Origin of the sequence: Burkholderia sp. 9120 (assembly GCF_000745015.1) — a bacterium.
GTDB lineage: Bacteria > Pseudomonadota > Gammaproteobacteria > Burkholderiales > Burkholderiaceae > Paraburkholderia.
In genome coordinates, this window is the sequence record NZ_JQNA01000002.1 from 4,011,817 (window position 1) to 4,037,223 (window position 25,407).

The window sequence follows — 25,407 nt, forward strand, 5'->3', positions numbered from 1 at the left end:
ACTTCAAGGTCGTTCATCGCGTTGTGTCGAGAGGGTCAGGCCGATCGATCGCACAGCAGCGTCAATCCGGCCCGGTCCACGTCGAGAGAAAATGCCGCCAGGCTATCTCCGCGCGCCGTGTCCACTGGACCCATGGCGCGCAGCACCAGCCCTAGCCGGCGGTAGAGCCGCGTCATTCCGACCGGGGCGACGCCGATCAGGCGTTGAATTCCTAAGCAGGTCGCGTATTGAAAAACGATCCGCAGCAGTTGACGCATTCGCTCCAGGTCGATCGCCACGTCGGCATGTAACGTGGTGAAGCGCGACATTTCCCATATGCGAGCATCGCCGGCCAGCGGTGCGGACAACAGATCGGGAAACACCTCAGCCAGCAGATAAGGCCGCGTGGTGGGCAGCAGGCGTGTGTAGCCGCAGATCTGCCGGGTCTCGGTGTACCCGATGACATGGGTGGTGTCGTTGCGGTCGAATTCATCCCACTCTTCCCTGGCCGGGTTTCCGGCGGACGGCAAATCCCATTGCATGTGTTCGACGAATACCGCATGCCGGTATCGGCCAAGCTGCCGTCTGGCGATGGGGCTGAGATTGTCCATCGTGACGATCGCAATTTCGTCCATGACCCGCTCTCTATAGATAACCGTAGGCGATCGCATACGCGGCGGCCGCGACCTTGGATGACGCGTTGAGTTTTCTCATACAGTTTTTCAAATGAAAGTTCACGGTATCGGCCGAGATATCCAACGCGTTGGAGATGCTTTTGGCGGATCCGCCGTCGGCGGTCCAGCGAAGGATTTCAATTTCACGCCGGGTGAGATTGATTTCAGTTGTGTCGTCCCGCTGTCGGTCGGCAATGGTGCTCACACACGTCATCGACAGATGGCTGAGTGCGGCAAGGTACGGTCGCAGCGCTTGTATCTCGTGGCAACCGAGGGCCGGGTAATCGCGCGCGAGGGAGAACACGCCGCACCGTCCGCGCGCGTCCCAGCAAGGCTGGGAGATGCCGACTCGCAGTCCCGCGGAGCGGGCTTCGTCCCATAAGGGTTGGGCGTCGCTGAAAAGGTCGTCGTTCCAGACGGTGGGCGTCAGGTCCCTGACGTCGAGTCTCGCGATCGGATCGATCTCCAGATAGTGCTGATCGAGGTAGCGCGATACCCACGGCGTGGGATAGGAACTCTTGATCACGACGTTCCTGAAATGAAAGGGCGGGCGATTGTGATAACCGAACGCGCAATACGCAAACCCAAGGTCTTGTGATGCACGCGACAGCACGGTGAGCGCGTGGTCGATCTGCTCGCAGTTCTGCAGTTTGAAGAAGAGATCGTTCCACCATCCGGAGGGGTCAGGGCACATCGCTAGCTCCGCTTTCAAATGTGTTTACAGACAGAACGCATAAGAATTAGTTCGGACTCTTGACTGGGGGGCGATACGAAGCCGACCGACGCCAACGGTTCCCCCTGCACGATTACGCATAGTAAAGGCGAATGGGGATGGATTAGCGGACAGCGGGGCGTTTCCTGCCAATTGCCGGAGCGCGACATAAGGGCGCGCTCGCGGGCGGAGTGGCGAAAGAAAGGCATGGCAATTTTCGGCGGCAACCACGCCGATTCCGCGATCGACCCTACCAAAGATGGGAGCTTTCTCAGGACCAGGTTCATGTAATTGTTTGTGCAGGCAGATCGGTCGGGACGGGTTGTCATCCGCGCGCCATGTCGTGGCTATAGATAGCTGGCGCATTTCAAACAAAGGAGTCTGCAATGCTTGAATCGTTCTCAGGAAGTGGCGATTTTCCTGTTTTTGATCCCGAGAAAGACTGGATCACGTTGGGACAGGATCAATCGAAGGCCGAACTGAATCGGGCCTACGCCTACGTACAGGAACGCGCGATCCAGGACCGGTTATCGATGAGCTTCGAAGGCGATCAGTCGCGCGCTTATCCGGTCATGTCGGGTTTTTGCGCGCTTCACGCCGCGACAGAAGAAGTGCTGTCGGCGCAAATAAAAACGGTATTCGACGCGTTGCAGAAGATCGTCGCCACGTACCGGACCGACAAGAACCTCCAGCACTTTCTCGACATTCCGAAGCCGCTGAACCGCTGGATCAAGGAAGACGCGCAGCCATCGAACAACCGGATCGATCTGTGCCGTTTCGATCTGATGGGGCGCAGCCTGGCGCAGTTGAAAATCATCGAATTCAATGCGAACGCGCCGGGCGGCATCGTGTACGCCGGCATGATCAACCGCTATTGGCGGCAGGCGCCTTGGTCCGCGGAGTTGATCGAATCGTGGGGCGGCGCTCCTTCTGCGTTCGAGCGGGAAGATTGGGTCGCCGACTGGCTCTCGGCACTGGCCGACGCGCGCGGCATGGAAGCGATCGAAGGTATCGCGCTGCTGCATCCCGCGGGCGGCAATATGCTTGAATTGCCTCACCTGAAGAAGCGGCTGGAGGCGCGCGGCCTACGCGCCGCCATGCTGAGCCCGGAGCAACTATTCGAGGACGCGGACTCCTCGTTTCGACTTGGCTACCTGAAATACGGCGTACAGCGCGCTCTTCAGGACATCGGACAATGGGACCGCTTCTGCCGAAGCGTCGTGGAAGGGCGACTGGTGATCCCATCGTCGCTAGCGGGGCGCTGGATCGGCGACAACAAACTCTGTATCGCCGTCATGTCGGACCCGCGCTTCGCCTATCTGTTCGACGACGCCGAGCGCGCGGCGATTCATGCCCTCGTGCCGCTGAGCCGCAAACTCGGCGACGGCGTGAGCCGCGCGGACCTGCTCAACAATAAAGACGACTTCGTCATCAAGCATCCGTACGGCACGCGCGGCGCGGCGGTCCACGTCGGGCGCGACTACGACGCGGCCACGTGGACTGACCTGATCATGCAAACGTCTTCTTCGGGCTACGTCGTGCAACGCTTCGTCGACTCGGAATGCGAGGTCGAAGGCGAGACCTGCTTCCGGGATCTGGTGGTGACGATTGCCAGCGGCGAAATTGCCGGCTATGGATCGCGTGTCAGCCGGGCGCGCAAAGTCAACATCGCGCAGGAGGGCCGCAAGATGGCGGTGCTGAGTTCGCTGCGCGCCACGCGCTGATCCGGGCGAGTGCGACTTTTTCCTTTACGCTGGTTCACGCAGCAGGGCAAGCGCTTCGATGCGCTTGCCTGCCGGGACTTCCGGCGCTTTACGTGCGGCAACGGCGTGTCGCTGATCGGAACATGGTTGCAGCGGGTCGGCGCCGGTTGGCTGGCGTGGGAAGCCAGCCATTCGAGCGTGTGGCTCGGCATCGTGGCGTTCGCCGATCTGTTCCCCACGCTCCTGTTCGCGCCGCTCGCGGGGGTGATGGCGGACCGCTGCGACCGGCGCAAGGTCGTGCTTTACTGCCAATGCGTCGCGATGGCCATGGCCCTCCTGCAGTGCGGTCTGTTGCTAGGCGGTGTCCAGTCGCTCGCCTGGCTGCTGGTGACGACGTCGATCTCGGGGACCGCGAATGCGTTGTGTCAGCCCGCGCGCATGGCCTGGGTATCGGGCCTCGTGCCGAAACCGCGCCTTGCGTCGGCGGTGGCGATCAATTCGCTGTGCTTCAATCTCGCGCGTTTCGCCGGACCGGCGGTCGCGGGCGCGGTGCTGCTCGAGTTCGGCACGGCGGCGCTGTTCGGGTTGAATGCGCTCAGCTACGCGGTCTTCATCGTCGTGCTAGTGCGCATGCCGGCGGCCCCGATGCCTGCCGCCATGGCGCCGTCCGCCCGGTGGTTCGGCGACGCGCTGGACGGCTTTCGCTACCTCGCGTCGGTCGCGTATTTAAGGGGCGTTTTCGTGATCACGGCGGCGTCGGCCGTGTGCATTCGCGGCATTCCGGAGCTGGCGCCGGCCATCAGCGAACAGTTGCTGCGACAGGGGCCGCGTGGTTTCGCGTCGCTGGTTGCCGCGGCGGGCGCCGGGGCGCTGGCGGGCGGCATCTGGTTCAGCGGCCGCGACGGCGCGCGATATGTGGCGAGCCTGATCAAGCGCCACGTGCTGGCGGCGTCGCTCTGTGCGTTGGCGTTGGCGCTGACGCGCGATTTCCGGCTCGCGTTAGCGCTTTTCTTCGCGATGGGTTTTTCGATCGTCGTGACCGGTATCGGCGCGCAGACGTTGATTCACCAGTCGGTGCCGGAGCATCTGCGCGGGCGCGTGCTGGGATCGTATGGGGTGATTTTTCGCGGCGGACCGGCCCTGAGCGCGTTGTGGCTCGGGGCGGCCGCACCGCTTGGCGGACTGCGCGTGGCGCTGGGACTCGGCGGCGTGCTGTGTGTGCTGATCTGTGTCATGGCGAGCGTCCGGGTTCGCCGGGCGCCTGGCCACCTGGCGCGGTCGCGCTGAACGTGCCACCGCGCCTCCCTACGTCACTCGCCCAGCGTGCCCGCTTCCTGCTGGTTCTGGTAGTGCGCGCGTTTTTCCTCGTACATCAGCAGATCCGCGCGCTGCACGCCCGCTTCGAGTCGGTCGCCGCGCTGGCAGGTCGCGGCGCCCATTGAAAAGCTCAGCGGCGCGCCCGGATAAAACTGGTTGTTCATCTCCACCAGTTGTCGGATCGCCTCGATCATCGCCGCGCCGCCGCGTTCGTCGGTGTCCGGCATCAGGACCGCGAATTCGTCGCCGCCAATTCGCGCCGCGTGAAACGGGATATCCATCGCCTTGGCGAGCACTTCGCCGGCGCGCCGCAACAGCGCGTCGCCGGCGGCATGGCCGAGCTGGTCGTTGACGCGTTTGAGGCCGTTCAGGTCGGCCATGATGATGGTCACCGGCCACGGACCTTTACGCTCCAACCGGTTCAGTTCATCGACATAGAACGAACGGTTGCGCAGCTTGGTCAGCACGTCGTGCTTGCCGAGGAATTCCAGGTAGGCCTCGGCCTTCTTGCGCGCCGTGATGTCGGTCAGCGCCACCAGCACCAGGTCCCAGTTTTTCTCGTGTCCCGGCAGCACGGAGAATTGCAGATGCACATGCACTTCGCTGCCGTCGAGCGAATAGTTGAGCACCTCGCGCTGCTGGAACAGCTTGTTGTCCCACAGGTCGATCAACTGCTCGCGGAAATGCGGCCGCATGTCGTCGCGGAATACGTCGGCGAGCCGCGCCAGCAGCGTGGGTTTGTCTTTCGCGGCGAACATGTCGAGCGTGTGCTGGTTCACGTCGAGCACATGGATTTCCTGCATGCAGCGCTCGACGAACTCGGGGTGCACGTCGGTGAACACGCGAAAATCGCTGATGCCGGCCGCCCGCGCGTCGTCGAGCAGACGCTTGACCGCGCTGAAGTCTTCCACCCACAGCGACACCGGCGAATGCTCGAACAACCCGCGCACGTATTGTTCGGCGAGCGTCACGCGATGCCGGGCGCCTTCCAGTTCCGTGATGTCCTCGACCGACACCAGCACGCGGTCCCAGTTCGCTTCGTGGCCTGGCAGCACGGCGCCCTTGAGCAGCACGTCGAGGCGGCGGCCGCCGAGCGTGTAGTTGACCGTGTGGCTCGTGAATTGCGAATGCCCCGCCCACAACTGGCACAGCTCTTCGAGGTGGGTCTTGAGCATGTCGTCGCGGAACACCGCGGCGAGGTTGCCGGTAAGCGCGTCGAAATCGGCGGCTTCGAACTGCGTCAGCGTCTTCTGATTGACCTTGATCACGCGGATGCTGTGCGCGCAGTCGGCGACCCGGCTCGGCTCCGCGGCGAAATGCGCGCGCAGATCCGTGACGCCTTCGGCACGCCACGCGTCGAACAGCGCGCGCACGCCGCTGAAGTCTTCGAGCCAGAGCGAGACCGGCGCGAGTTCGAACATTTCGAAATCGTCGCCCGATGCGTCGCGGGGATTTGCTTCGGGGCGGCTGATTTGCCGGGCGGCGGGGGCGGAGGCGGGGTCGTGCGGGAGCATATCCAGCATGGGATTCTCGGGGTCGGAGTAGCCGCTATTCTAAGACGGATAGGCGTTGGGTAAAAACAAACGCGTACGAGGCATCGATTTTGCGCAGGCCGTTCGGCAAGCTACCGGCGCGGAGCCACTTCAGGCGTGGCCGTCCGGCAGCGCGTCTTTGAGTGCCTTGCTACACTGATCCGCTGTCGATTCCGTCCGCCAACCCGGTTAAAAAACGTCCCGTCATGAAGCCATCCCTGCTGGTTCTGATTTCCCTGAACGACACTAGCCGCGCCAGTATCGACGCGGCGTTCGAGGCCGTTCACGCCCCCGACAGCGCTCAGCGCGCCGCCGCGATCGCCGCGCACGGCGCGACGTTTCGCGCGGTGCTGACCAACGGCACGACCGGCCTGAACGCCGCGGAAATCGATCAGATGCCGCAACTCGAATTGCTCAGCGCACTGGGCGCGGGCTACGAAAACCTCGCCGTCGACCATGCCCGCTCGCGCGGGATCGTGGTCGTCAACGGCGCGGGCACCAACGATCATTGCGTGGCTGATCATGCGTTCGCGCTGCTGCTCGCGGTGGTGCGCGACGTGCCGCAACTCGACCAGGCGACTCGCGTGGGCGTCTGGCGCGACACTTTGCCCATGCGCCCGAACGTCTCCGGCAAGCGAATCGGCATTGTCGGTCTCGGCAATATCGGCGCGAAGGTCGCACGCCGGGGCGGCGGCTTCGACATGGAAGTCGGTTATCACAATCGCACGCCGCGTGAAGGTTCGCCGCTGCGTTACTTCGACAGCGTGACGGCGCTCGCGCAGTGGAGCGATTTCCTGGTGGTGGCGACGCCCGGCGGAGCGGGCACGCGTCATCTGATCGACGCCAAGGTGCTCGACGCGCTGGGTCCGCAAGGCTTCGTGGTCAACGTGTCGCGCGGCAGCGTGCTCGACACGGCGGCGCTCGCGCAGGCGCTGAGCGTGGGGACGATTGCCGGCGCGGCGCTCGACGTCTACGAAGGCGAGCCGCATCCGCCCGAGGCGTTGCTGGCGTTGCGCAACGTGGTGCTGACGCCGCATGTGGGCGGCCGGTCGCCGGAAGCGATCACGGCTTCGGTCGACAATTTCCTGAGCAACGCCAAACGGCATTTCGCGGGCGAGCCGGTGCTGACGCCGATCTGAACGCAGGCTGCAATCGGCGCGAAATCAATCTGAAGCCGATCCGCAGTCAATCTGAAGCCGATCCGACAGCTCAGCCGCATCATTGAAAGCCAAACCGAAACTATCGGCGCCGCGGATAGTTTCTCTCACGAATAGCGATTTCCCTTGTGGGGCCGCGGCGCATAGGATGGTCGATATTGGATCATCAGCGCTTCGATCATTCGAAGCCGCGACGGAGGCCCCGCATGGAACACCACGCCCGCACGCAGGACGAACGGCTCGAGATCAAGACCACCACCTGCTACATGTGCGCGTGCCGCTGCGGCATCCGCGTGCATCTGCGCGAAGGCGAGGTGCGCTACATCGACGGTAATCCCGAGCATCCGCTCAACCAGGGCGTGATCTGCGCGAAGGGCGCCTCGGGCATCATGAAGCAGTATTCCCCCGCGCGCCTGACCCAGCCGCTGATGCGCAAACCCGGCGCGGAGCGCGGCAGCGCGCAGTTCGAGCCGGTCACGTGGGAGCACGCGTTCGAGGTCCTCGAAAAGCGCCTCGGCGCGATTCGCGCCACCGACCCGAAGAAGTTCGCGCTCTTCACCGGCCGCGACCAGATGCAGGCGCTGACCGGCCTGTTCGCCAAGCAGTTCGGCACGCCCAATTATGCGGCGCACGGCGGCTTCTGCTCGTCCAACATGGCGGCCGGCATGATCTATACGATCGGCGGCTCGTTCTGGGAATTCGGCGGCCCGGATCTGGACAGCGCGAAGCTGTTCTTCATGATCGGCACCGCCGAAGACCATCATTCGAATCCGCTCAAGATCGCCATTTCGAAGTTCAAGCGTGCGGGCGGCCGCTTTATCGCGATCAATCCGATCCGCACCGGCTACGCCGCGATCGCCGACGAATGGGTGCCGATCAAACCCGGCACCGACGGCGCGTTGTTCATGGCGTTCCTGCACGAACTGATCGCCGCCGACGCCTGGGATCACGAGTTCGTGCAGCGCTACACCAACGCGGCCGAACTCGTCGACCTCGACGAAAGCAGCGCCAACTTCGGCCTGTTCGTGCGCGATCCGCAGCGGCCGGCCGGCAATCCGCTGTTTCCGCAGAATCATCTGTGGTGGGACGCCGCTGCCGGGCGCGCGGTGCCGCATCACGCGCCGGGTGTGACGCCCGCGCTCGACGGCCGTTACACGCTCGAGGACGGCACGCCGGTCACGCCGTCGTTCGCGTTGCTGCGCGAACGCGTGGCCGCCTGCACGCCGGAATGGGCTGCTGGTATTACGGGCATCGCGGCGGACACGATTCGCCGTCTCGCCGGCGAGATGATCCAGGTGAGCCGCGACCATCGCATCACGCTGCCGATCCGCTGGACCGACGCCTGGGGCGAAACGCACGAAACGGTCACCGGCAACCCGGTCGCTTTTCACGCCATGCGCGGGCTCGCGGCGCATTCGAACGGCTTCCAGTCGATCCGCGCGCTGGCCGTGCTGATGTCGCTGCTCGGTACGATCGACCGGCCCGGCGGTTTTCGCCACAAGTCGCCGTTTCCGCGCGCGGTGCCGCCGTCCGCGAAACCGCCGAACAGCCCCGACGCCGTCAAGCCGAATACGCCGCTCGCCACGGGTCCACTCGGCTGGCCGGCCGCGCCCGAAGACCTGTTTATCGACGAGCAGGGCGGCCCGGTGCGGATCGACAAGGCGTTCTCGTGGGAATACCCGCTCGCCGTGCATGGCCTGATGCATAGCGTGATCACCAACGCGTGGCGCGGCGACCCGTATCCGATCGACACGCTGATGATTTTCATGGCCAACATGGCGTGGAATTCGTCGATGAATACGATGAAAGTGCGCGAGATGCTGGTCGACAAGCACGCGGACGGCGAGTACAAGATTCCGTTTTTGGTGGTGTGCGACGCGTTCCAGTCGGAGATGACCGCGTTCGCCGATCTGATCCTGCCGGACACGACCTATCTGGAACGCCACGACGCGATGTCGATGCTTGACCGGCCGATCTCCGAATTCGATGGTCCGGTGGATTCGGTACGCGTACCGGTCGTGCCGCCAACCGGCGAGTGCAAACCGTTCCAGGAAGTGCTGATCGAACTCGCTTCACGCCTGAAATTTCCGGCTTTTACGAGTGCCGACGGCACGCGGCGGTTTCGCGACTATCCCGACTTCGTGGTCAATTTCACGACCACGCCGGAGTCCGGCGTCGGCTTTCTGATCGGCTGGCGCGGCAAGGACGGCGACAAGGCGCTGGTGGGCGAGCCGAATCCGAACCAATGGGAGCAGTACGCGAAGAACAACTGCGTGTTCCATTACCGCTTGCCCGAAGACATGCAGTACATGCGCAACTGCAATGGACCGTATCTCGACTGGGCCGTGAAGAAGGGCTTCCGCAAATTCAACGAGCCGATCCTGATCCAGTTGTACTCCGACGTGATGCAGAAATTCCGGCTCGCCGCCCAAGGCCGCACGAGCGGCCGGCAGCCACCGGACCATCTGCGCGCGCGCGTCGAAACGTATTTCGATCCGCTGCCGTTCTGGTACGCGCCGCTGGAAAGCGCCGCGACGGATCTCGAACGTTTCCCGCTGGCCGCCGTGACGCAGCGTCCCATGGCGATGTACCACTCGTGGGATTCGCAGAACGCCTGGCTGCGGCAGATTCATGGCGAGAACTATCTGTACATGAATCCGCTGATGGCCGCCGAAAACGGTATTACCGACGGTAGCTGGATCTACGCCGAGTCGCAGTGGGGCCGCGTGCGCTGCATGGCGCGTTTTAGCGAAACGGTCGAGCCGGGCACCGTGTGGACGTGGAATGCGATCGGCAAGGCGGCGGGCGCGTGGAATCTTTCTGCCGACGCGAACGAATCGCAGCGCGGCTTCCTGCTCAATCACCTGATCACCGATGAATTGCCGGCTGGCGACGACACCGCCTCACGCTTCTCGAACTCGGATCCGATCACGGGGCAGGCCGCCTGGTACGACGTGCGGGTGCGGCTTTATCCGGCGGAAGCGGATGCGCGACACACGCTGCCGCAATTCGCGACGATGCCGCCGTTGCCCGGTTCGAACGGCGTGATTTCACGCATCGTGCAGACCTATTTCGCGGGACGCGGGGAGTTCGCGGCGCGATTGCGCGGAGCGAACGGACGGAAGTGACCGGCCGCTAGTAATCCGCGCGGCTGGCGAGGAGCGCGGGAGCGGACCGGCAAGCAGCGGAATACAAGCAGCGAAAGACGAGCAGCGAAAGACAGCAGCGAAGGAGCCTTTGATGACACAGATGGCATTGGTGATCGACCTGAACGTCTGCGTGGGTTGCCACGCTTGCGTGACGAGTTGCAAGGAGTGGAACACGTCGGGCGAATCGGGCAGTCTCGCGGATCTGAATCCGTACGACTCGGACCCGTCCGGCACCTTCTTCAACCGGGTCCAGAGCTTCGAGGCGGGCAGCTTTCCGAACGCCGAGACGATCCATTTTCCGAAGTCGTGCCTGCACTGCGAGGACCCGCCCTGCGTGCCGGTCTGTCCGACCGGTGCGAGCTATAAGCGTAAGGAAGACGGGCTCGTGCTGGTGGACTTCGACCGCTGTATCGGCTGCAAGTACTGCGCGTGGGCGTGTCCGTACGGCGCGCGTGAACTCGACGAATCGCGCAAGGAGATGACCAAGTGCACGCTGTGCGTCGATCGGATTCACGACGAGAATCTCTCCGAACGCGATCGTCAGCCGGCTTGTGTGCTGGCTTGCCCGACCTCCGCGCGGCTGTTCGGCGACATTCACGACCCGGAGTCGGTGGTGTCGAAAGCGATCGAGGAACGCGGCGGCTATCAGTTGATGCCCGAGTGGAACACGCGGCCCGCAAATCACTATTTGCCGCGCGTGCCGACCGAGGCCGCCGGCTGCGGCAGCGGCGCGTGCTCGTGCAAATCGACGGGATCGGCGACGGACTCGACGGACGCCACGCAGGCGCCGGCTTCGCTCGACGCGCAACTCGAGCGCGGTGAATTGCATCTCGCGTCGATGGCGACGCGCATCTAAAAATCCAAGGGGACCTCGCGATGAATCCGGCTTTCTCTGTCGTCTTCCTCACCACCTTGAGCGGCGCGGCTCAAGGGCTGCTGATCGCACTCGTCGGCGTGGAGAGCGCCGCGCAACTGGGGCTGATCGCGTCGCCCGGCGCGGCGTTCTATATCACCGGCGCGGGCGTGTCGGTGATGCTCGGGGGGCTTGGGCTGATCGCGTCGTTTTTCCATCTGGGGCATCCGGAACGCGCCTGGCGTGCGATCGCGATGTGGCGCACCTCGTGGCTGTCGCGTGAATGTTTGTGCCTGCCGGCGTTTCTCGCCTGCGTGTTTTTCTACGGCGTCGCGCATTGGCTGGGCTCGCCGTGGTCGCTCGCGATCGGTTGGCTCGGCGTGCTGGCGAGCGCCGCGCTGTTCGTCTGCACGGCGATGATTTACGCATGTCTGCGCTTTCTGCAGGAGTGGGCCACGCCGCTCACGTTGGTCAATTTCGCGTTGCTGGGGTGCGCGTCCGGCTTCACGCTGGCTACCGCGTTGAGCGCGTGGTTCGTGCCGGCGCCGACCGGTGGGCTCGCGTTGTGTGCCTGCGTGCTGACGCTGGCCGGTTGTGCGAGCCGCTCGGCGTCGCTGGTGCGCAATGCGCGCTTGCGGCCAAAGTCGACGGTGCAGAGCGCTACGGGCATTCACAATCCGAAGCTGGTGCAGGTGTCGCGTGGCTTCACCGCCGGCGCGTTCAATCTGCGTGAGTTTTTCCACGGCAAATCGGCGGGCACGTTGCGCGGAATCAAATGGGGTTTTCTGGCGACGGCGTTCGTCGCGCCGGTCGTGTTGATCGCGTTGGGTGCGAGCTTGCGTTCGATCGGCGGGTCGCTGAGTCTGCTGGCCGCCGCGTGTCTGGTGCAGTACGCGGGGCTGGTCGCGGAACGCTGGTTTTTCTTCGCCGAAGCGAAGCATCCGCAGAATCTGTATTACGCGCGGGTGGGGTGAGCGGGGAGCCGCGCAGCTACGACACGCCAGCCAGGCGACGCGTTTACTTCCCGGCGCGCGCTGTTCGACGGCGCGGCGCAGCCACGGTCTTCGCGGCGGTAGATGCCGCAGCAACTGGCGCGGCCGGCACCTTTGCCTTTTTGGCCGCCCGGACCGGTTTCGTACTCGCACTATTGGCCAGCGACACGAACACCGAATGGTCGTCGTCGAACAACTGAAGCGTGCCGACCGAAATCAGCTCCGCGACACCGTCGCCGAGGTTGGTCACGCGATGCTGCTGCTGCGCGTCGAAATGCAGCGAGTCGCCTGAGCCCAGCAGATATTCCTTCTTGCCGACCGCATAGCTCACCTGTCCCGAGAGCACAAAGACGAACTCGTCGCCGCCATGCGCGACCCATTCGGAGCGGTATCCCTCCAGCAACTGCACCTTGACGGCGTTCAGCAGGCTGCCATTGAAGGTGGTGGAGAGTCGTTCGTAGCGCTGCTGGGTGTCGTCGAGCGAATAGGATTCGCGGGCGCCCTGATGCGAATCCGGCTGCTCCTGACGCGGTTGATCGACCAGCACGCCGAGCGGCACGTTCAGCGCCTTGGCGACATTGACGAGCGACGAAATCGAAATCCCCGTCAGATTGCGCTCGACCTGCGACATGAAGCCGATCGACAGGTTCGCTGCCGACGCCACTTCCAGAAGCGTCATTCTGGCTTCCCGGCGCAAGCGGCGAATGCGCTGGCCGATGTGCATGATGTCGGAATCCATGAAGCTCCTTCAAAGCGGCGATATAGACAAAGCATGCGGAAAATGTCGCGGCGTCGCCGGCGTTTCACTTCCGGGAAATCGCACGAAGCACAACCGTCCGGTCGACAATGCAGGCCGCATTGTAGCGCGCCGAATTCGCCGTTTCGTCCGACAATGCCAGCGGTGTGGCGGTTTCCAACCGCCTGCCAGGCGGGGCAGCAGCGCAATTTCACCTTAACCGCAATGCGTGACACTGCCTGAATTCCAGCATGGGCGCGCCTTTCCGCTTCCTTTCGCTTAATCCCAGGTTCGTTTGAGAATTTTAGTAGGAGTAAAATTTAAGCTTGACGCAATTTTTAGCTCAAGGTAATTTTGAAAAGCGGTCCCGGCCGTTGCGTGCGCCTGATCGATAAACAAAACATGGGCATCCGATGATAGATCGACTGAAATACAGCTTCTCCAGCCTCGCGCGCTATGACGCCGCCGTCGCCGATACGCACGCCGGGCTCTCGCGACTCATGCAGCAGCGCGGCCTCGATGCGCTGCTGGTCACGTCGCAGGACGAATTCGTCAGCGAGTATTTGCCGCGCTGTAACGACCCGCGTTACGCGCTGTCCGCGTTCGACGGTTCGACCGGCAACGGCGTGTTTCTGTCGGAAGCGGTCGCGCTCGAACTCGGTCTGCCGCAATTCCTGTTGTTCGTCGATGGCCGCTACCATCTGCAGGCCGATCTGCAATGCGATCCGCAACGGGTGCAGGTGCAGAAGCTGGCGTTGGGCGTGTCGATGTGGAATGCCATCGCCGACTGGCTGATCGCGCATTCGGCACGCGTCAACGCCGTGGGCTACGACGCGCTGCGGATGAGCGTCGCGCAACGCGAAGGCATGCTCGAAGCGACCGCGCAGGCCAATCTCGTGTGGACCGGCCTGACCGGCCGCGAAGTGGACAGCGCGATCGATTTGCCCGGCTGGAAGGTGGATCGTCCGATCTTCGAGTTGCCGCAGTCGATGACCGGATCGAGCGTCGCGCAAAACATCGCGACGCTGAATCAGCGCGTTCACGCGCGGTTAGGTGGAGCGCAGCCAGCCACCTGCTTCCTGACCTGCGTGGCGGACGACATCAGCTTTCTGCTGAACAGCCGCGGCTATCACCTGCCTAATGCGTCGTCGCATCTGGGTTTTCTGTTCGTGATCGGCGAGCACGTCGTGCTGTTTCTGCCGGAAGGATGCGATCAGTGTCCGGTGGAATTGCGCACGTATCCGTCGCTGCGTGTGGTCCGTCGCGATCGGGACGAACTGGCGCGCGTGTTGGGCGAGTTCGAGGTACAGCAGGTGTGCTACAGCGCCGAGGCGGTCAACTGCGCGCTGCCCGACGCGGTGCGCCGTATCTGGCCGGCGGCCACGCATACGGATTTCAGCCCGGTCGAATCGATGCGGGTCGGCAAGACGCCCGAAGTGCTGGACCAGTTCCGCGACGCGTTCGCGCGCAGTTCGGCGGCGATTGCCGAGACCATGCGGTGGACCAAGTCGGGCGATGGACAACGCCGCTCCGAATACGACCTCGCGCGCACGATCAACGACGCTTATGGTGCGCGTGGCGCCGTCGGGCTGTCGTTCACGTCGATCGCGGCGAACGGCGCGAACAGCGCGTCGGCGCATTACTCGGCGGCCAGCGCCGAGGTCGATCTGCAGGAGGGCGAGTTGGTGCTGCTGGATAGCGGCGCGTACTACGAAAGCGGCTTCGCGACCGATTGCACGCGCGTCGTATTGCGCAAAACCGATCCGCAGACCCGGGCGCGACCGTGGCAGAAAGAGATCTACACGGTCGCGTTGAAGGCGTGCATCAAAGGTCTGGTCACGCAGTTTCCCGCCGACACGACCGGCGCGGAAGTCGACGCCGCCGTGCGCGCGGTCTGTCAGCAGCACGGCTACGATTTCGGGCACGGCACCGGGCACGGCGTCGGCATTCACGTTCATGAAAGCGGCGTGCGCTTCGCGCCTGGGGCGACGTACGGTCTCGTGCCCGGCGCCGTGATTTCGGTCGAACCGGGCATCTATCTGCCGGGCAAGGGCGGCGTCCGGATCGAGAACATCGTGATCATTCATCCGAGCGCTACGCAAGCCGGCAAGATGGAATTCGAGAACATCGTGGCCGTCGGTTACGACTGGGATTTGATCGACCTCGATCTGCTCGACGAAAGCGAGCGGGACTATCTGCGTGACTATGAGCGGCTGTGTGCCGAGCGCGGCACGAGTGTCACGGCGTGCCCGTTGCTGTAGGCCAGTCTTTCAGGCGGCCTTGCGTCGCATTTGGCCGACGGACAGCCACAGCGCGGACACCAGAAAATAGATCGCGCCCACCGCCGCGTACGCCGCCACTCTGGAGATAACCGGCGGCGTGGCCGTGTGAGCTTGCACGATAAAGAACGTGCCTGCGATCGCCGACTGCGCGCCGCTCAAAATCATGGCCCACTGCGCGCCGAATTGTTTCCAGCGGCGCGCTGCCGTGCCGAGTTGAAGCAGTCCGGCAAGTATCGCCCAAATCCCAAACACGCCCAGCACCCAGCTCGTGTCGACGCTCAAGGCAACGACCACCGCGGTCGTCGTCAGGATACTGATGACGACATTGATTGCCTGAGTACGGCTTTCGGCCATTCCGCCCGTGCGCGACATGTCGATGTAATTAGCCAGCGCATCCCATGCCGGATAGACGACCAGCAGCGCGGCGACGGCCTCCGGGGAATGCTGTCCGAGGGAGAAAGCAAGCGCGACCCAGGCAACGGAAAACGCTGCCCGAATGAAGTAATACTGCGTGAGCCACCGTTCTTCGCGAGCACGTGTGGGATCGGTGCGGCGATCGTTCATTGCAACTCCTTCTGGATTGTCGACGACCGGAGTCGTCGATAGATTCTGGGCGCCTGGTCGGCCGACAACGCCAGGCGGTTGCCCGCGCAGCGTGCGTCGGCCGCATGACTTACATCGGGGGCGCGACGCCGTCCTTTTCGACGACGACGAAGTTACCGTCGTAAGCGCCGTCTTTCCCATGAATCGCCACCACGAAGACCTGCTTGCCTGCCTTCAGATCGTCGCGCGTTGCGGGAATGAGCGTGACGACCGGCGCGTTGGCCGGCACGTTGATGACGTTGGTGCCGCCCTTGTACGACAGTTTCAGATCGCGGCCGCTGGTGCCTTGCACCACGGTGTCGACGTTGGCGTTTGTCATCGACGTGTTGGCGCCGAGGTCCCAGGCATAGTGTCCCTCTCCCGTACCGCGCGCGGCTTCGGGGAACACCAGCACCTCTTTGGCGACCAGCTTGCCGTCCGGTCCGGGCGTTGCGGCGGCGCCGACGTAGGAGCCGGGCTTGATGTCCGAAAGCTGGACGGCCTTCACGGCGTTCAGGTGCGTCGAGTCCTTCATCTGGATCGTGACGGTGTCGCCGCTGCGGCGGTGTACCTGCAGCGTGTTGCCCGAGAACGACTCGATCGCGCCTCGGATCCGTTCGGGCTTGTCGGTGGACGATTGAGCGAAGGCCGTTCCGGCGAGCGTCAGCGCCAGGGTGGAAATAGCGAGTTTGAGGCGAATCGACATGAATGCTCCGTGTGTGCAGTAGTGGTGTGAAACTTGAGGTTGAAGCTGGACGTTGAGGCTTGACGTTGAATCTTGATGTTGAAGCTTGGCGTGAGTGAAAACTTGCGGCGCCGGCTCAGGAACCTCCGAACCAGTTGTACCCCTGGTTTTCCCAATATCCGCCGGGAAACTCGTTGGTGATCGTGATCGCCACGATGTGTTTCGGGTTCTTGTAGCCGAGCTTGGTCGGCATCCGAAGCTTCATCGGGAAGCCATAGCGCGCGGGCAGAATGTTGCCGTCGTAGGTCAACGTGAGCTGGGTCTGCGGATGCAGTGCCGTGGGCATGTCGATGCTGGTCCAGTAGTCGTCGGCGCAATGCAAGGCGACATACTTCGCCGTCGTATCCGCTTCGACCAGCGCGAGGAAATCGGAAAATCGCACGCCGCCCCATTTCCCTATGGCGCTCCAGCCTTCAATGCAGATGTGCCGGGTGACCTGGCTTTGTTGCGGCAACGCGCGCAGTTCGGCGAGCGTCCAGCGAGCTTTGCCTTTGACCCGTCCTTTCAACTCGAGACGATAGGCCTGAGGATCGACGACCGGCACCTGATCGATGTCGTAGTACGCGTTGAATGGAAATGGCCGCGTGATCATCGACTCGGGGTAAGTCGGCGCGAGCTCGCGCGGGTCGAACAGGCGTGCCTGGGCGTCGTCGTTGAAGGCGGAGACTCTGCGCAGCATCGTCTCGACCGATTTGTCGGTCTTCAGGTCGCAACCCGACAGCAGCATCAAACCGCCGAGCGTGAGGATTCTTTTACCCAGCAAGCGTCGTGCGGAGGATTGAAGTTCACCTCGTGCATCCTTGACGATGGAAGCCGCGTCGGGTCGATATGCCGGAGCGGGCATAGCGCCGCGTTTTGGGGAGTTCATGTTTAGCGGCCTCGAATGATCGTCAGCAAGGAACGTGGAACGAGGGCGACCATGGTTACGTGCACGATCAGAAATCCGACGAGTCCGCTCATGGCGACAAAATGGACGACGCGCGCGTTATCGAAGCCACCCATCAGCGTGCGCAGAAGCGGGAATTGCACGGGTTTCCATACCGTCAGACCCGACAGAACGACAAGTGCGATGTCGGCAAGCACGGCAAGGTAAGCCAACTTCTGGACGGCGTTGTACTGGGTCGGATCAGCGTGCGCCAGCTTGCCTCGCATGGCGGCAAGCAGATCCGAGCCGACGGCGCGAAGCGTGACCGGAAACAGCTTCGTGCGCAGGCGTCCCGTCGCGATGCTCAGCCCCAGATACGCAACAAAGTTAATGACGAGGATCCACATGATCGCGAAGTGCCAGAGCAGCGCACCTCCTAGCCAACTGCCCAGCGTGATGGCGGCGGGAAACCTGAGGCTCGGGAAAATTGGCGACGCGTTGTAGATCTGCCAGCCGCTCATGCACATCGCAATCACGGAGGCGGCATTGAGCCAGTGAAAAATGCGGACGTAAGCGGGATGGGCAAGCGTGCTGTTCATGGGAGCATTGGGCATCGGGTTGTCCGCGTGACGGCGTGTTGGCGCAGGAAGGAGGCCGTCTCGGGCGACTCGATCGATGGGCTTCGGTTCGGTGTGAGAATCGCATCCGGCGCAGGTTGACGCCATCGGTCGAATGACCGATCCCCGGGGTAGGGAGGTGGTGAGGTGGGGTTTCGGTTTGTTGCGCCCGCTGCGTCACTGGCGTGCCGCAGGGCTTCGGCGAGCGGCTTGCGCTGACTGGGATCAGCGCTGCCGGTCGTTTTATCTGATAACTACCGCGCAACAACCGCGCGATGCGTCACGCAGCATTGCGCGGCCGCTGCCGTCAACTTCGAATGGCGCGCGGCCGCATGGCCCGCTTTCACCCGCACGCGCCGACCTCGCCGCAGGCCGTGCAAAAGTCGCAGCCGTCCTTGCGAATCACCGCATTCGCGCCGCACGACCCGCATTTGCGTCCGAGCATGGTCTGCAGTCCGAGCACGCCGCCGGCCTGCGCCGACGTGGCGGCATCATCGCCATCGTCGGGATTCGGCCGGATGCCGAAGTCCGCCGACAGCGCCGTCTCCGCCTTCATCTGCCCGCGCGGCAAACGCGCCAGCCTACGCGACGGCACCTGATTGCCCTCGGCGTCGAGAAAGCCGCGTCGGTGCAGAATCTGCTGGATCGCGAACGCGAGCGCGGCCACTTCCGAATCGTGCCAGCGCGGCGTGCGATGACCGTCGAGCCGCTGCACGTCGCCGAGCCGCACCTGTCCGCGATCCCACGACACCTTGCGCATATCCTGCAGATTGCGCGCGACGAACCCGCCGCGCGCGGCGAGCGACAGCGAGCGCATGGTCGCCGTGATCCATTGCTGCGATTCGTCGCGCTGGCCGGTCGGAATAAAGAACTCAATCGGACGCTCGATGCTGACCTCTTCGCCGCCCAGCCGCCCCGTGACTTCGATAAACGACACCGCCACATACAGCGATTTCTTGCCGGCCTGGGTCAGATATTCGACCTTCTCGATGATCGCCGGCAGTTCGCCTTTGGGCCGATGATCGATCGCGATTCGCAGCGGATCCTGATCGTTGTCGGCCAGCGAGTCTTCCGCTTGCGCCGGCGGCGGGCTCACGCTGAGCACCGCGCCGAGCGTTTCGTTCGGGCGATACGTGGCGAGGCCTTTTAGGCCGTTTTTCCAGGCGTCGAAATAGAGGCTTTCGAACGCGTCGAACGGATAGTCGGCGGGCACGTTGACGGTCTTCGAGATCGAGGTATCCACATACGGTTGCACGGCCGCCATCATGTCGAGATGGTCGCGCGCCGACATCTCGAGCGCGCTGACGAAGTAATCCGGCAGCTTGCCGACATCGCCGCCCAACTCGCGATACAGCCGGTACGCGTAGTCTTCCACGTCGAACGATTCACGGCCGCCGTCGGCCATCACCTTCATGCGCGTGTAGGTCCACGAGAAGGCCGGCTCGATGCCGTTCGACGCGTTGTCCGCGAACGCGAGGCTCACCGTGCCGGTCGGCGCGATGGACAGCAGATGGCTGTTGCGGATGCCGTCGCGGCGAATCGCCGCCTTGAGGTCGTCGGGCAGGCGCGACGCGAAAGTGCCCGCTTCCAGATAGCGGCCGGCGTCAAACAGCGGAAACGCGCCGCGCTCGCGCGCCAGTTCCACCGACGCGCGATACGCTTCGTCGCGCATCAGCCGCGCGATCCGCACCGCGAAGTCGCGGCCGGCCTGCGAGTTGTAGCGCAGGCCGAGCATCACGAGCGTGTCGCCGAGACCGGTGAAGCCGACGCCGATGCGCCGCTTCGCGTGCGACTCGTCGTATTGCTGCGGCAGCGGCCACAGCGTGACGTCGAGCACGTCGTCGAGAAAGCGCACCTGAGTGCGGGTGCGCTGGGCGAGGCCGTCCCAGTCGAACGACGGCGCGCCGCCTTTCATCTGCGCGAACGGCTCGATCACGAAGCGCGTCAGGTTGAGCGGCCCGAGGTTGCAGCAGCCGTACGCGGGCAACGGTTGTTCGCCGCACGGATTGGTCGCGCGGATGGTTTCGACCGCGCGCAGGTTGTTGTCCTCGTTCATCCGCGAAATGAACACGATGCCGGGTTCCGCGACGTCGTACGTGGAGCGCATGATGCGCTCCCAGATCGCGCGCGCCGGGCGTTCGCTGTAGACCCACAGGCCGTCGTCGCGCTGCCGCATGTCGTTGGCCGCGCGTAGCGCCGGCGACGGTTCGCCGCGATGCACGAGCTGCCAGGGCTGATCGGCTTCGACCGCGCGCATGAAGGCGTCGGTGACGCCGACCGACACGTTGAAGTTGTTCCAGCGGCCTTTCGAATGCTTGGCCTCGATGAATTCGAGCAGGTCGGGGTGGTCGCAGTCGAGCACGGCCATCTGCGCGCCGCGCCGCGAACCGGCGCTTTCGACGGTGCGACAGGACGCGTCGAACACATCCATATAACTGCACGGCCCGGACGCCGATGAACTGGTGCTGTGAACCCGCGCGCCCTTGGGGCGGATTGCCGAGAAGTTATAGCCGACGCCGCCGCCGCGGCGCATGGTTTCGGCCGCCTGCAGCAACGCGACGTAGATGCCGGGCAGGCCCTGTTCGTCGACGCCCTGAATCGCGTCGCCGACCGGCTGCACGAAGCAGTTGATCAGCGTGGCGGCAATGCCGGTGCCGGCCGCGCTCATGATGCGGCCCGCGCCAAGTGCGCCGTGCCGCAGATTGTCGACAAAGCGCGCTTCTACGGATTCACGTAGCGCTTCCGGCTCGGCCCGGGCGACGCCGTGGGCGACGCGTTGGAATACGTCGTCGGCCGATTGCTCGTCGCCTTTCGCGTATTTTTCAAGCAGGACGTCGACGGAGAACTGTTGCGGTGCGACGAGCGGGGCCGGGGCGGCCGATGCGGTGCGGGTGTCCGGCGTGTCTTCTGCCATGGTATGCCCTCGGACGGCGCCGCAAGACACGCGGCGCGGTGGGTGGAAATGCGAGGGTCACGATAGCCGGACAGCGAAGCCGGCGCGGTGACGTGGCGCAATCTCCTGCACCTTAGCTCAGCGCGCGAGGGGCCGCAATCGGAAGGGTTTTTGCATCGCGGGATGACACGTGGCGCTTGAGGGGCGCGCTATGCAACGGGTCTTGTGGTGGGGCGACCGGAAACGGAAAACTTCAGGCTTCGGCGAATTCACCTAGCAGTTCGGCGCAAATCATCGCCGATGCATTCGCGGGCGCTGGCCGCTCGGCCGGTTTGAACACCGCGTCGCCGCGGCGGATCTTGCGGCGCGACACCGCGCAGGTGCCGGACGTGTGCGCCGACCGGCGGCGCCAGCGCTGCTCGCCATAATGACATTTCCCCGGTTCGACCCAACGGATCACCAGCGTCGTATCGGAGCGTTCGAGAATTTCGATGCGCACGCCATTGGTACCGTCAAGGGGGATGGACTCTAAGGTCATCATCATCGGCTCCGTATTGTGGTGTGCCGAATGTAGTCCTGCGCGGGCTAGATAGCCATTGTGTCCGAGTTGAAACACTGTTCTCGAAATAGCAACAATGAAACTTGACATTCACATCTGCCCGTCACGGCGGGGTTTTACGGGCCCGATGACAGCAATTTGGAGATAAGGCGGATTTTTGCAACGCAGTGTTGTTCGTAGCGCGACGAGAGTCCCGCCCGTTAAGGCCGACGGCGCTTCCTTTAAGATGTCGTTATCGATGAGCGACCGTGGCATGCCAGTGTAGCGGTTCTGGTTTTTTCCGGTCGGCTCGCGCGCACCTGGGGAAAATCGCCTTGGGTCGCGCATCCACGCTTTGATAAAACCACCAGAGATCACATGAATTCACGCCCGCCCGTCACGCCACCCGAATCGCCACCCGTCACACCACCCGAATCGCCGACCTCGCCCGAGCGTCTGAAAAAGCAGCGAACCGCGTCGCTCCTGCTGTACATCGGATTGGTGCTGCTGGCGTTGTGGGTCGTGCGCGATTTCATCGCGGTGGCCGCCTGGGCGAGCGTGCTGGCCATCGCGCTGTGGCCGCTTCTGCGCAAGATCGAGGGACACCGCTGGTTCAGCGGCCGCACGACCTTGATCGCCGCGGTGTTGACGCTCGCGATCGCGTTGCTGGTGGTGCTGCCGGTCGGCGTCGGGATCGCGCAGGCGTTGCGCGAGGCGCACGACATGACCGACTGGTTCAAGACCGTGCAGGAAAACGGCATTGCGTTGCCGGACTTCGTTCAGCATCTGCCGTTCGGCGTGCAACAGATTTCCGCGTGGTGGCAAGCCAACCTCGCGCAGCCGCTACGCGATTCGGCGGCGATGAAGGGCTTGCACAGCACCACCGTGATGACGCTCGGCCGCCATTTCGGGGCGCGCGCGGTGCATGCGCTGATGGTGTTCGCGTTCATGCTCGTCACGCTGTTCGTGATTTTTCAGGCGGGGCCGCGCTTGTCGGGGTCGCTCTCCACCGGCATGCGGCGCGGTTTCGGCGAGGCCGGCGCGCAGCTTCTGCAACGCATGGCCACGGCCGTGCGCGGCACGGTGTCGGGACTGGTGGTGGTCGGACTCGGCGAAGGCGCGTTGCTGGGCGTGGCTTATGCGGTGACCGGCTTGCCGCATGTCGCGTTGCTCGCGGTGATCACCGCGATTGCCGCGATGCTGCCGTTTTGCGCGCCGCTGACGTTCGGGCTCGCGGCGTTGTGGCTGCTGTCGCAAGGGTCGGTGGCGTCGGCCATCGGGCTCGCGGTGTTCGGCTCGGTGGTGGTGTTCGTCGCCGAGCATTTCGTGCGGCCGGTGCTGATCGGTAACTCGACGCGCCTGCCGTTCCTGCTCGTGCTGTTCGGCATTCTCGGCGGCGCAGAAACCTTCGGTCTGCTGGGCATTTTTATCGGTCCGGCGTTGATGACCGTCCTGATGGTGTTGTGGACCGACCTTGTGCAATAGTTGCACGCGAATTTCAGGTCGGTTTCAAGGGCGGCCGGTCGAGGGGTGATCCAGCGGTTGTGGTGGCGTTGGCGTTGGTGTCGGCGTTTGCGTCTTCACGCAGCCCAGCGTGTATTTCAGCGCGGCTGGCAGCAGCGCGCTCCAGACATCCCACGTGTGGGCGCCGTCGATGATACGCAGCGCCGCCGGATTGCCCGCCAGCCGCAGATGCGTGTACAGCGACGACGCATCGGCCTGGATCGCGAGATCGTCGTCACCGGCGGCAATGAACATCGGCAGACGATACGGTCGGCTCATATAGCGGTCCCACTGCGCCGGATAGTTGAGCTCATGCCAGATGCGCGGATCGAATTCGCGCTCGCCGAATACCCCCACACGCCGCGCCGCCGACGCGCGCGGCGGTTCGTTCGGGTAGATCGCGGGGCTCAGCAGCATCGCGCCGCAAAAGCGTTCCGGCTGCGTCAGCGCGTAACGCAGCGCGCCGAAGCCACCCATCGACACACCGCCGATCATGCGGCCGCCGCGCTGCGTCGACACCGCGTAGCGCGATTCGATCTCGGGCAGCAGATCGTCGAAGAACGCCGTCTCCATCTTCTCCTTGCGATCGACGTACCAGTCGGTGCCGCCTTGCGGCATCACGATCGCGACCGCCGGCATGTCCTTGTGGTCGATCAGCGCGTCGGCGGCGCTTTGCAGATGGCCTTGGGTGAGCCAGTCGTTGGCGTCGCCGTTATTGCCGTGCAGGAGATAGAGCACCGGAATGCGGGCGGCGTCGTGACGATAGCCGGTCGGCAGATAGATGGTGTACGACCAGTCGCGGCCGAGCGCGTCGGCATGGAAGCTGCGGCTGATCACGGTGCTGGCGCAAGCCGCGCCGTGAGCGATGACGCACAGCGCAACGAGTGCGGAGTGTAGGAATGGACGCATGTGAGAGTAGGAGGCCGCCGCGCGGGTCGCGGGCGGCGTCATGCTAACAGGATCGGCGGTGGAGATTGAAGCGATACGAACTCAGCGCGGACAACGGACGAGACCGCGAACGCCTGGATCAAGGCGCGCTGCCCGCGCGCCACTCAAGGCGAGGTGCGAAGCCGTGCGCCGACCAGCCGCGAAGCGAGCCGCTTGAACGGCTTTTCCCCGAGCGCGACGGCCAGCAGCGCACCGACCGCGACGGCATCGGCGAGCAGGCCGAGCGGGTAGTTGAGATAACCGTCGGTGGCCGCATACAGCACCGAATCGACCACCAGCGAAATCACCGCGCCGGCGATAAAGCACAGCAGCCCCTTGCGGCCGATCACGCCGACCCACGGCAGCCATTGCGCGAGTTTCCTGGCCCAGCCGAGCTGAATCAGATTCGCGACGAGCCATGCAATCGCCAGAAAATTAACCGCGCGCAGATAGGAGAGGTTCTGCTTGAGACTGCCGTCGAGCGGTTCGAGCTCGATAAACAGCTTGTAGTAAGCCGCGGCCGCCACCACGGCGAACGCCAGCACGCTGACCAGCCAGCCGAGCCGGTGCGCGCTGATGCGCTGATATACCGGCTGGCAGCGGGCCAGCACGCCGAGCACGAACAGCAACTGCCAGGCGAACGGGTTGAAGTCCCAATGCATGTCCGGCGCGGCGGGCAAATACGCGGTGATCGCCGGGGCGCCGGCCCACAGCGCGACGCTGCCGGCCAGCAGCCACCACGGCTTGCTGCGCGCGAGCGGCAGGATCATCGGCACCAGCGCCGCGAAGAACGCGTACATCGGCAGCACGGAGGCGAGATACGGCTGGCGGCGGAACAGCAGGATGTCGCGCAACGCGGCGACGGGGGCGTCCATCAGATCGTCCAGGTCGGTGGTGGCGAGATTCGGGCCGTCGATGCTGAACGCCGTCAGCACCGCGCTGACCAGCAGCATCAGCGCGGCGGTGATCAGGAACGCCCGGTAGATTTCCAGCGAACGCCGCAGGAAGCGGCCGCGCGCGATCGTCTCATTGCGCCGTTCGGCCAGCGCCGCGTAGGCCGTGGCGGTGGCGAAGCCGCCCAGGAACACGAAGACTTCGGCGGCATCGCACAACGCGTAAGCGTGCAGCGTGACGCGCGACAGAATGCTGCCGCCGATATGGTCGACGACGATGATCAGCAGAACCAGTCCGCGGAAAAAGTCGAGCTCGATCAGACGGGATTGCGATGCTTGCATGGTGTGACGCCAAAAGCAGCCTCATGGGACGGCGCGCTGGCTCAGCGCGGCAAACGTCTCACGTGACTTTGGAAATAGGGGCGAGCTGCGGCGGATGCACGATCTACGCGCTCGGCGTCGCCGTTTTCAACCGGGCGGCCTGGGGCAGGCTCGATTGCAGAGGGCAGTAAAAATGACCCATGTGACGACGCTGAGTTCCGCTGCAGCGCCGCGAAAGCTTTCGATTATATTTCTTTCCGTGACAAGGACCCGGCGAGCCGGGCAGCGCGCCGGGCGCGAAACGCAGCTCAAAACCGGGCTGGACTTCAGTCAGGGCGGCGCGCTGCCGTCTACCTGAATGAGCGCCGCGATAAAAGGGGCGCTTGCACGAAGTGGAGATTTCGCAACAATTTGAGATATCGACGTGACACCCGATG

General features: G+C 64.0%; 20 protein-coding genes. 8 read left to right on the plus strand and 12 right to left on the minus strand.

Annotation, left to right across the window (positions count from 1 at the left end; translation table 11 throughout):
- Nucleotides 1–35 precede the first annotated feature (35 nt).
- Both FA94_RS26175 and FA94_RS26180 read right to left on the minus strand, forming a co-directional pair.
- The gene (locus FA94_RS26175) at nt 36–614 is read right to left on the minus strand and encodes an acyl-homoserine-lactone synthase (protein WP_051980754.1); all 579 of its coding nucleotides are present in this window, start codon (nt 612–614) and stop codon (nt 36–38) included.
- Nucleotides 615–624: 10 nt separating this feature from the next.
- Nucleotides 625–1,347, minus strand: a complete 723-nt coding sequence (locus FA94_RS26180) for an autoinducer binding domain-containing protein (RefSeq protein ID WP_051980756.1) — start codon at nt 1,345–1,347, stop codon at nt 625–627.
- Between the two features lie 404 nt (nt 1,348–1,751).
- Between FA94_RS26180 and FA94_RS26185 the strand changes: the two genes are divergently transcribed.
- Both FA94_RS26185 and FA94_RS26190 read left to right on the plus strand, forming a co-directional pair.
- Nucleotides 1,752–3,089 (plus strand): glutathionylspermidine synthase family protein, encoded by a 1,338-nt coding sequence (locus FA94_RS26185; RefSeq protein WP_035556687.1) that lies wholly within the window; start codon nt 1,752–1,754, stop codon nt 3,087–3,089.
- Nucleotides 3,090–3,098: 9 nt separating this feature from the next.
- Nucleotides 3,099–4,355, plus strand: coding sequence for an MFS transporter (locus FA94_RS26190; protein WP_035556690.1), 1,257 nt, complete (start codon nt 3,099–3,101; stop codon nt 4,353–4,355).
- Nucleotides 4,356–4,378: 23 nt separating this feature from the next.
- On the opposite strand, the gene FA94_RS26195 is transcribed toward FA94_RS26190, so the two are convergent.
- Nucleotides 4,379–5,908: a sensor domain-containing diguanylate cyclase gene (locus FA94_RS26195; protein WP_197070245.1), complete on the minus strand. Its 1,530-nt coding sequence runs from the start codon at nt 5,906–5,908 to the stop codon at nt 4,379–4,381.
- 215 nt (nt 5,909–6,123) lie between these two features.
- Here FA94_RS26195 and FA94_RS26200 point away from each other — a divergent pair, with 215 nt between their 5' ends.
- From FA94_RS26200 to FA94_RS26215, 4 genes are all read left to right on the plus strand, one after another.
- Nucleotides 6,124–7,056 carry a 2-hydroxyacid dehydrogenase gene (locus FA94_RS26200; RefSeq protein WP_035556693.1) on the plus strand — a complete coding sequence of 311 codons (933 nt, stop codon included), beginning with the start codon at nt 6,124–6,126 and terminating at the stop codon, nt 7,054–7,056.
- Between the two features lie 224 nt (nt 7,057–7,280).
- Entirely contained in the window at nt 7,281–10,202 is a 2,922-nt protein-coding gene (locus FA94_RS26205; protein ID WP_035556695.1) for a molybdopterin-dependent oxidoreductase, read from the plus strand.
- A 112-nt stretch (nt 10,203–10,314) separates the two neighbouring features.
- Nucleotides 10,315–11,079 carry a 4Fe-4S dicluster domain-containing protein gene (locus FA94_RS26210; protein ID WP_035556698.1) on the plus strand — a complete coding sequence of 255 codons (765 nt, stop codon included), beginning with the start codon at nt 10,315–10,317 and terminating at the stop codon, nt 11,077–11,079.
- Between the two features lie 20 nt (nt 11,080–11,099).
- Entirely contained in the window at nt 11,100–12,050 is a 951-nt protein-coding gene (locus tag FA94_RS26215) for a dimethyl sulfoxide reductase anchor subunit family protein (protein WP_035556699.1), read from the plus strand.
- 43 nt (nt 12,051–12,093) lie between these two features.
- On the opposite strand, the gene FA94_RS26220 is transcribed toward FA94_RS26215, so the two are convergent.
- Entirely contained in the window at nt 12,094–12,807 is a 714-nt protein-coding gene (locus tag FA94_RS26220; RefSeq protein ID WP_035556702.1) for a helix-turn-helix domain-containing protein, read from the minus strand.
- A gap of 410 nt (nt 12,808–13,217) precedes the next feature.
- On the opposite strand from FA94_RS26220, the gene FA94_RS26225 reads away from it, so the two are divergent.
- The gene (locus FA94_RS26225) at nt 13,218–15,065 is read left to right on the plus strand and encodes a M24 family metallopeptidase (RefSeq protein ID WP_035556705.1); all 1,848 of its coding nucleotides are present in this window, start codon (nt 13,218–13,220) and stop codon (nt 15,063–15,065) included.
- A 9-nt stretch (nt 15,066–15,074) separates the two neighbouring features.
- Here FA94_RS26225 and FA94_RS26230 read toward each other — a convergent pair whose 3' ends face one another.
- The 6 genes from FA94_RS26230 to FA94_RS26255 all read right to left on the minus strand — a co-directional run bounded on the left by FA94_RS26230 (nt 15,075) and on the right by FA94_RS26255 (nt 21,326).
- Nucleotides 15,075–15,650: a membrane protein gene (locus FA94_RS26230; RefSeq protein ID WP_035556707.1), complete on the minus strand. Its 576-nt coding sequence runs from the start codon at nt 15,648–15,650 to the stop codon at nt 15,075–15,077.
- Nucleotides 15,651–15,759: 109 nt separating this feature from the next.
- Nucleotides 15,760–16,374: a DUF5666 domain-containing protein gene (locus FA94_RS26235; protein ID WP_035556710.1), complete on the minus strand. Its 615-nt coding sequence runs from the start codon at nt 16,372–16,374 to the stop codon at nt 15,760–15,762.
- 115 nt (nt 16,375–16,489) lie between these two features.
- A complete protein-coding gene (locus tag FA94_RS26240) occupies nt 16,490–17,281 on the minus strand; it encodes a molybdopterin-dependent oxidoreductase (protein ID WP_408307102.1) in 792 nt (263 codons plus the stop codon).
- Nucleotides 17,282–17,283: 2 nt separating this feature from the next.
- Nucleotides 17,284–17,877, minus strand: a complete 594-nt coding sequence (locus FA94_RS26245) for a cytochrome b/b6 domain-containing protein (RefSeq protein WP_035556715.1) — start codon at nt 17,875–17,877, stop codon at nt 17,284–17,286.
- 361 nt (nt 17,878–18,238) lie between these two features.
- Entirely contained in the window at nt 18,239–20,809 is a 2,571-nt protein-coding gene (locus FA94_RS26250) for an adenosylcobalamin-dependent ribonucleoside-diphosphate reductase (RefSeq protein WP_035556718.1), read from the minus strand.
- 232 nt (nt 20,810–21,041) lie between these two features.
- Nucleotides 21,042–21,326 carry a DUF3331 domain-containing protein gene (locus FA94_RS26255; protein WP_035563070.1) on the minus strand — a complete coding sequence of 95 codons (285 nt, stop codon included), beginning with the start codon at nt 21,324–21,326 and terminating at the stop codon, nt 21,042–21,044.
- 378 nt (nt 21,327–21,704) lie between these two features.
- Here FA94_RS26255 and FA94_RS26260 point away from each other — a divergent pair, with 378 nt between their 5' ends.
- Complete coding sequence (locus FA94_RS26260; RefSeq protein WP_035556721.1) at nt 21,705–22,811, plus strand: AI-2E family transporter; 1,107 nt, start codon at nt 21,705–21,707, stop codon at nt 22,809–22,811.
- A gap of 24 nt (nt 22,812–22,835) precedes the next feature.
- On the opposite strand, the gene FA94_RS26265 is transcribed toward FA94_RS26260, so the two are convergent.
- Both FA94_RS26265 and FA94_RS26270 read right to left on the minus strand, forming a co-directional pair.
- Nucleotides 22,836–23,738, minus strand: a complete 903-nt coding sequence (locus tag FA94_RS26265) for an alpha/beta hydrolase (protein ID WP_035556724.1) — start codon at nt 23,736–23,738, stop codon at nt 22,836–22,838.
- 143 nt (nt 23,739–23,881) lie between these two features.
- The gene (locus FA94_RS26270) at nt 23,882–24,991 is read right to left on the minus strand and encodes an OpgC domain-containing protein (RefSeq protein ID WP_035556726.1); all 1,110 of its coding nucleotides are present in this window, start codon (nt 24,989–24,991) and stop codon (nt 23,882–23,884) included.
- Nucleotides 24,992–25,407: the final 416 nt, after the last annotated feature.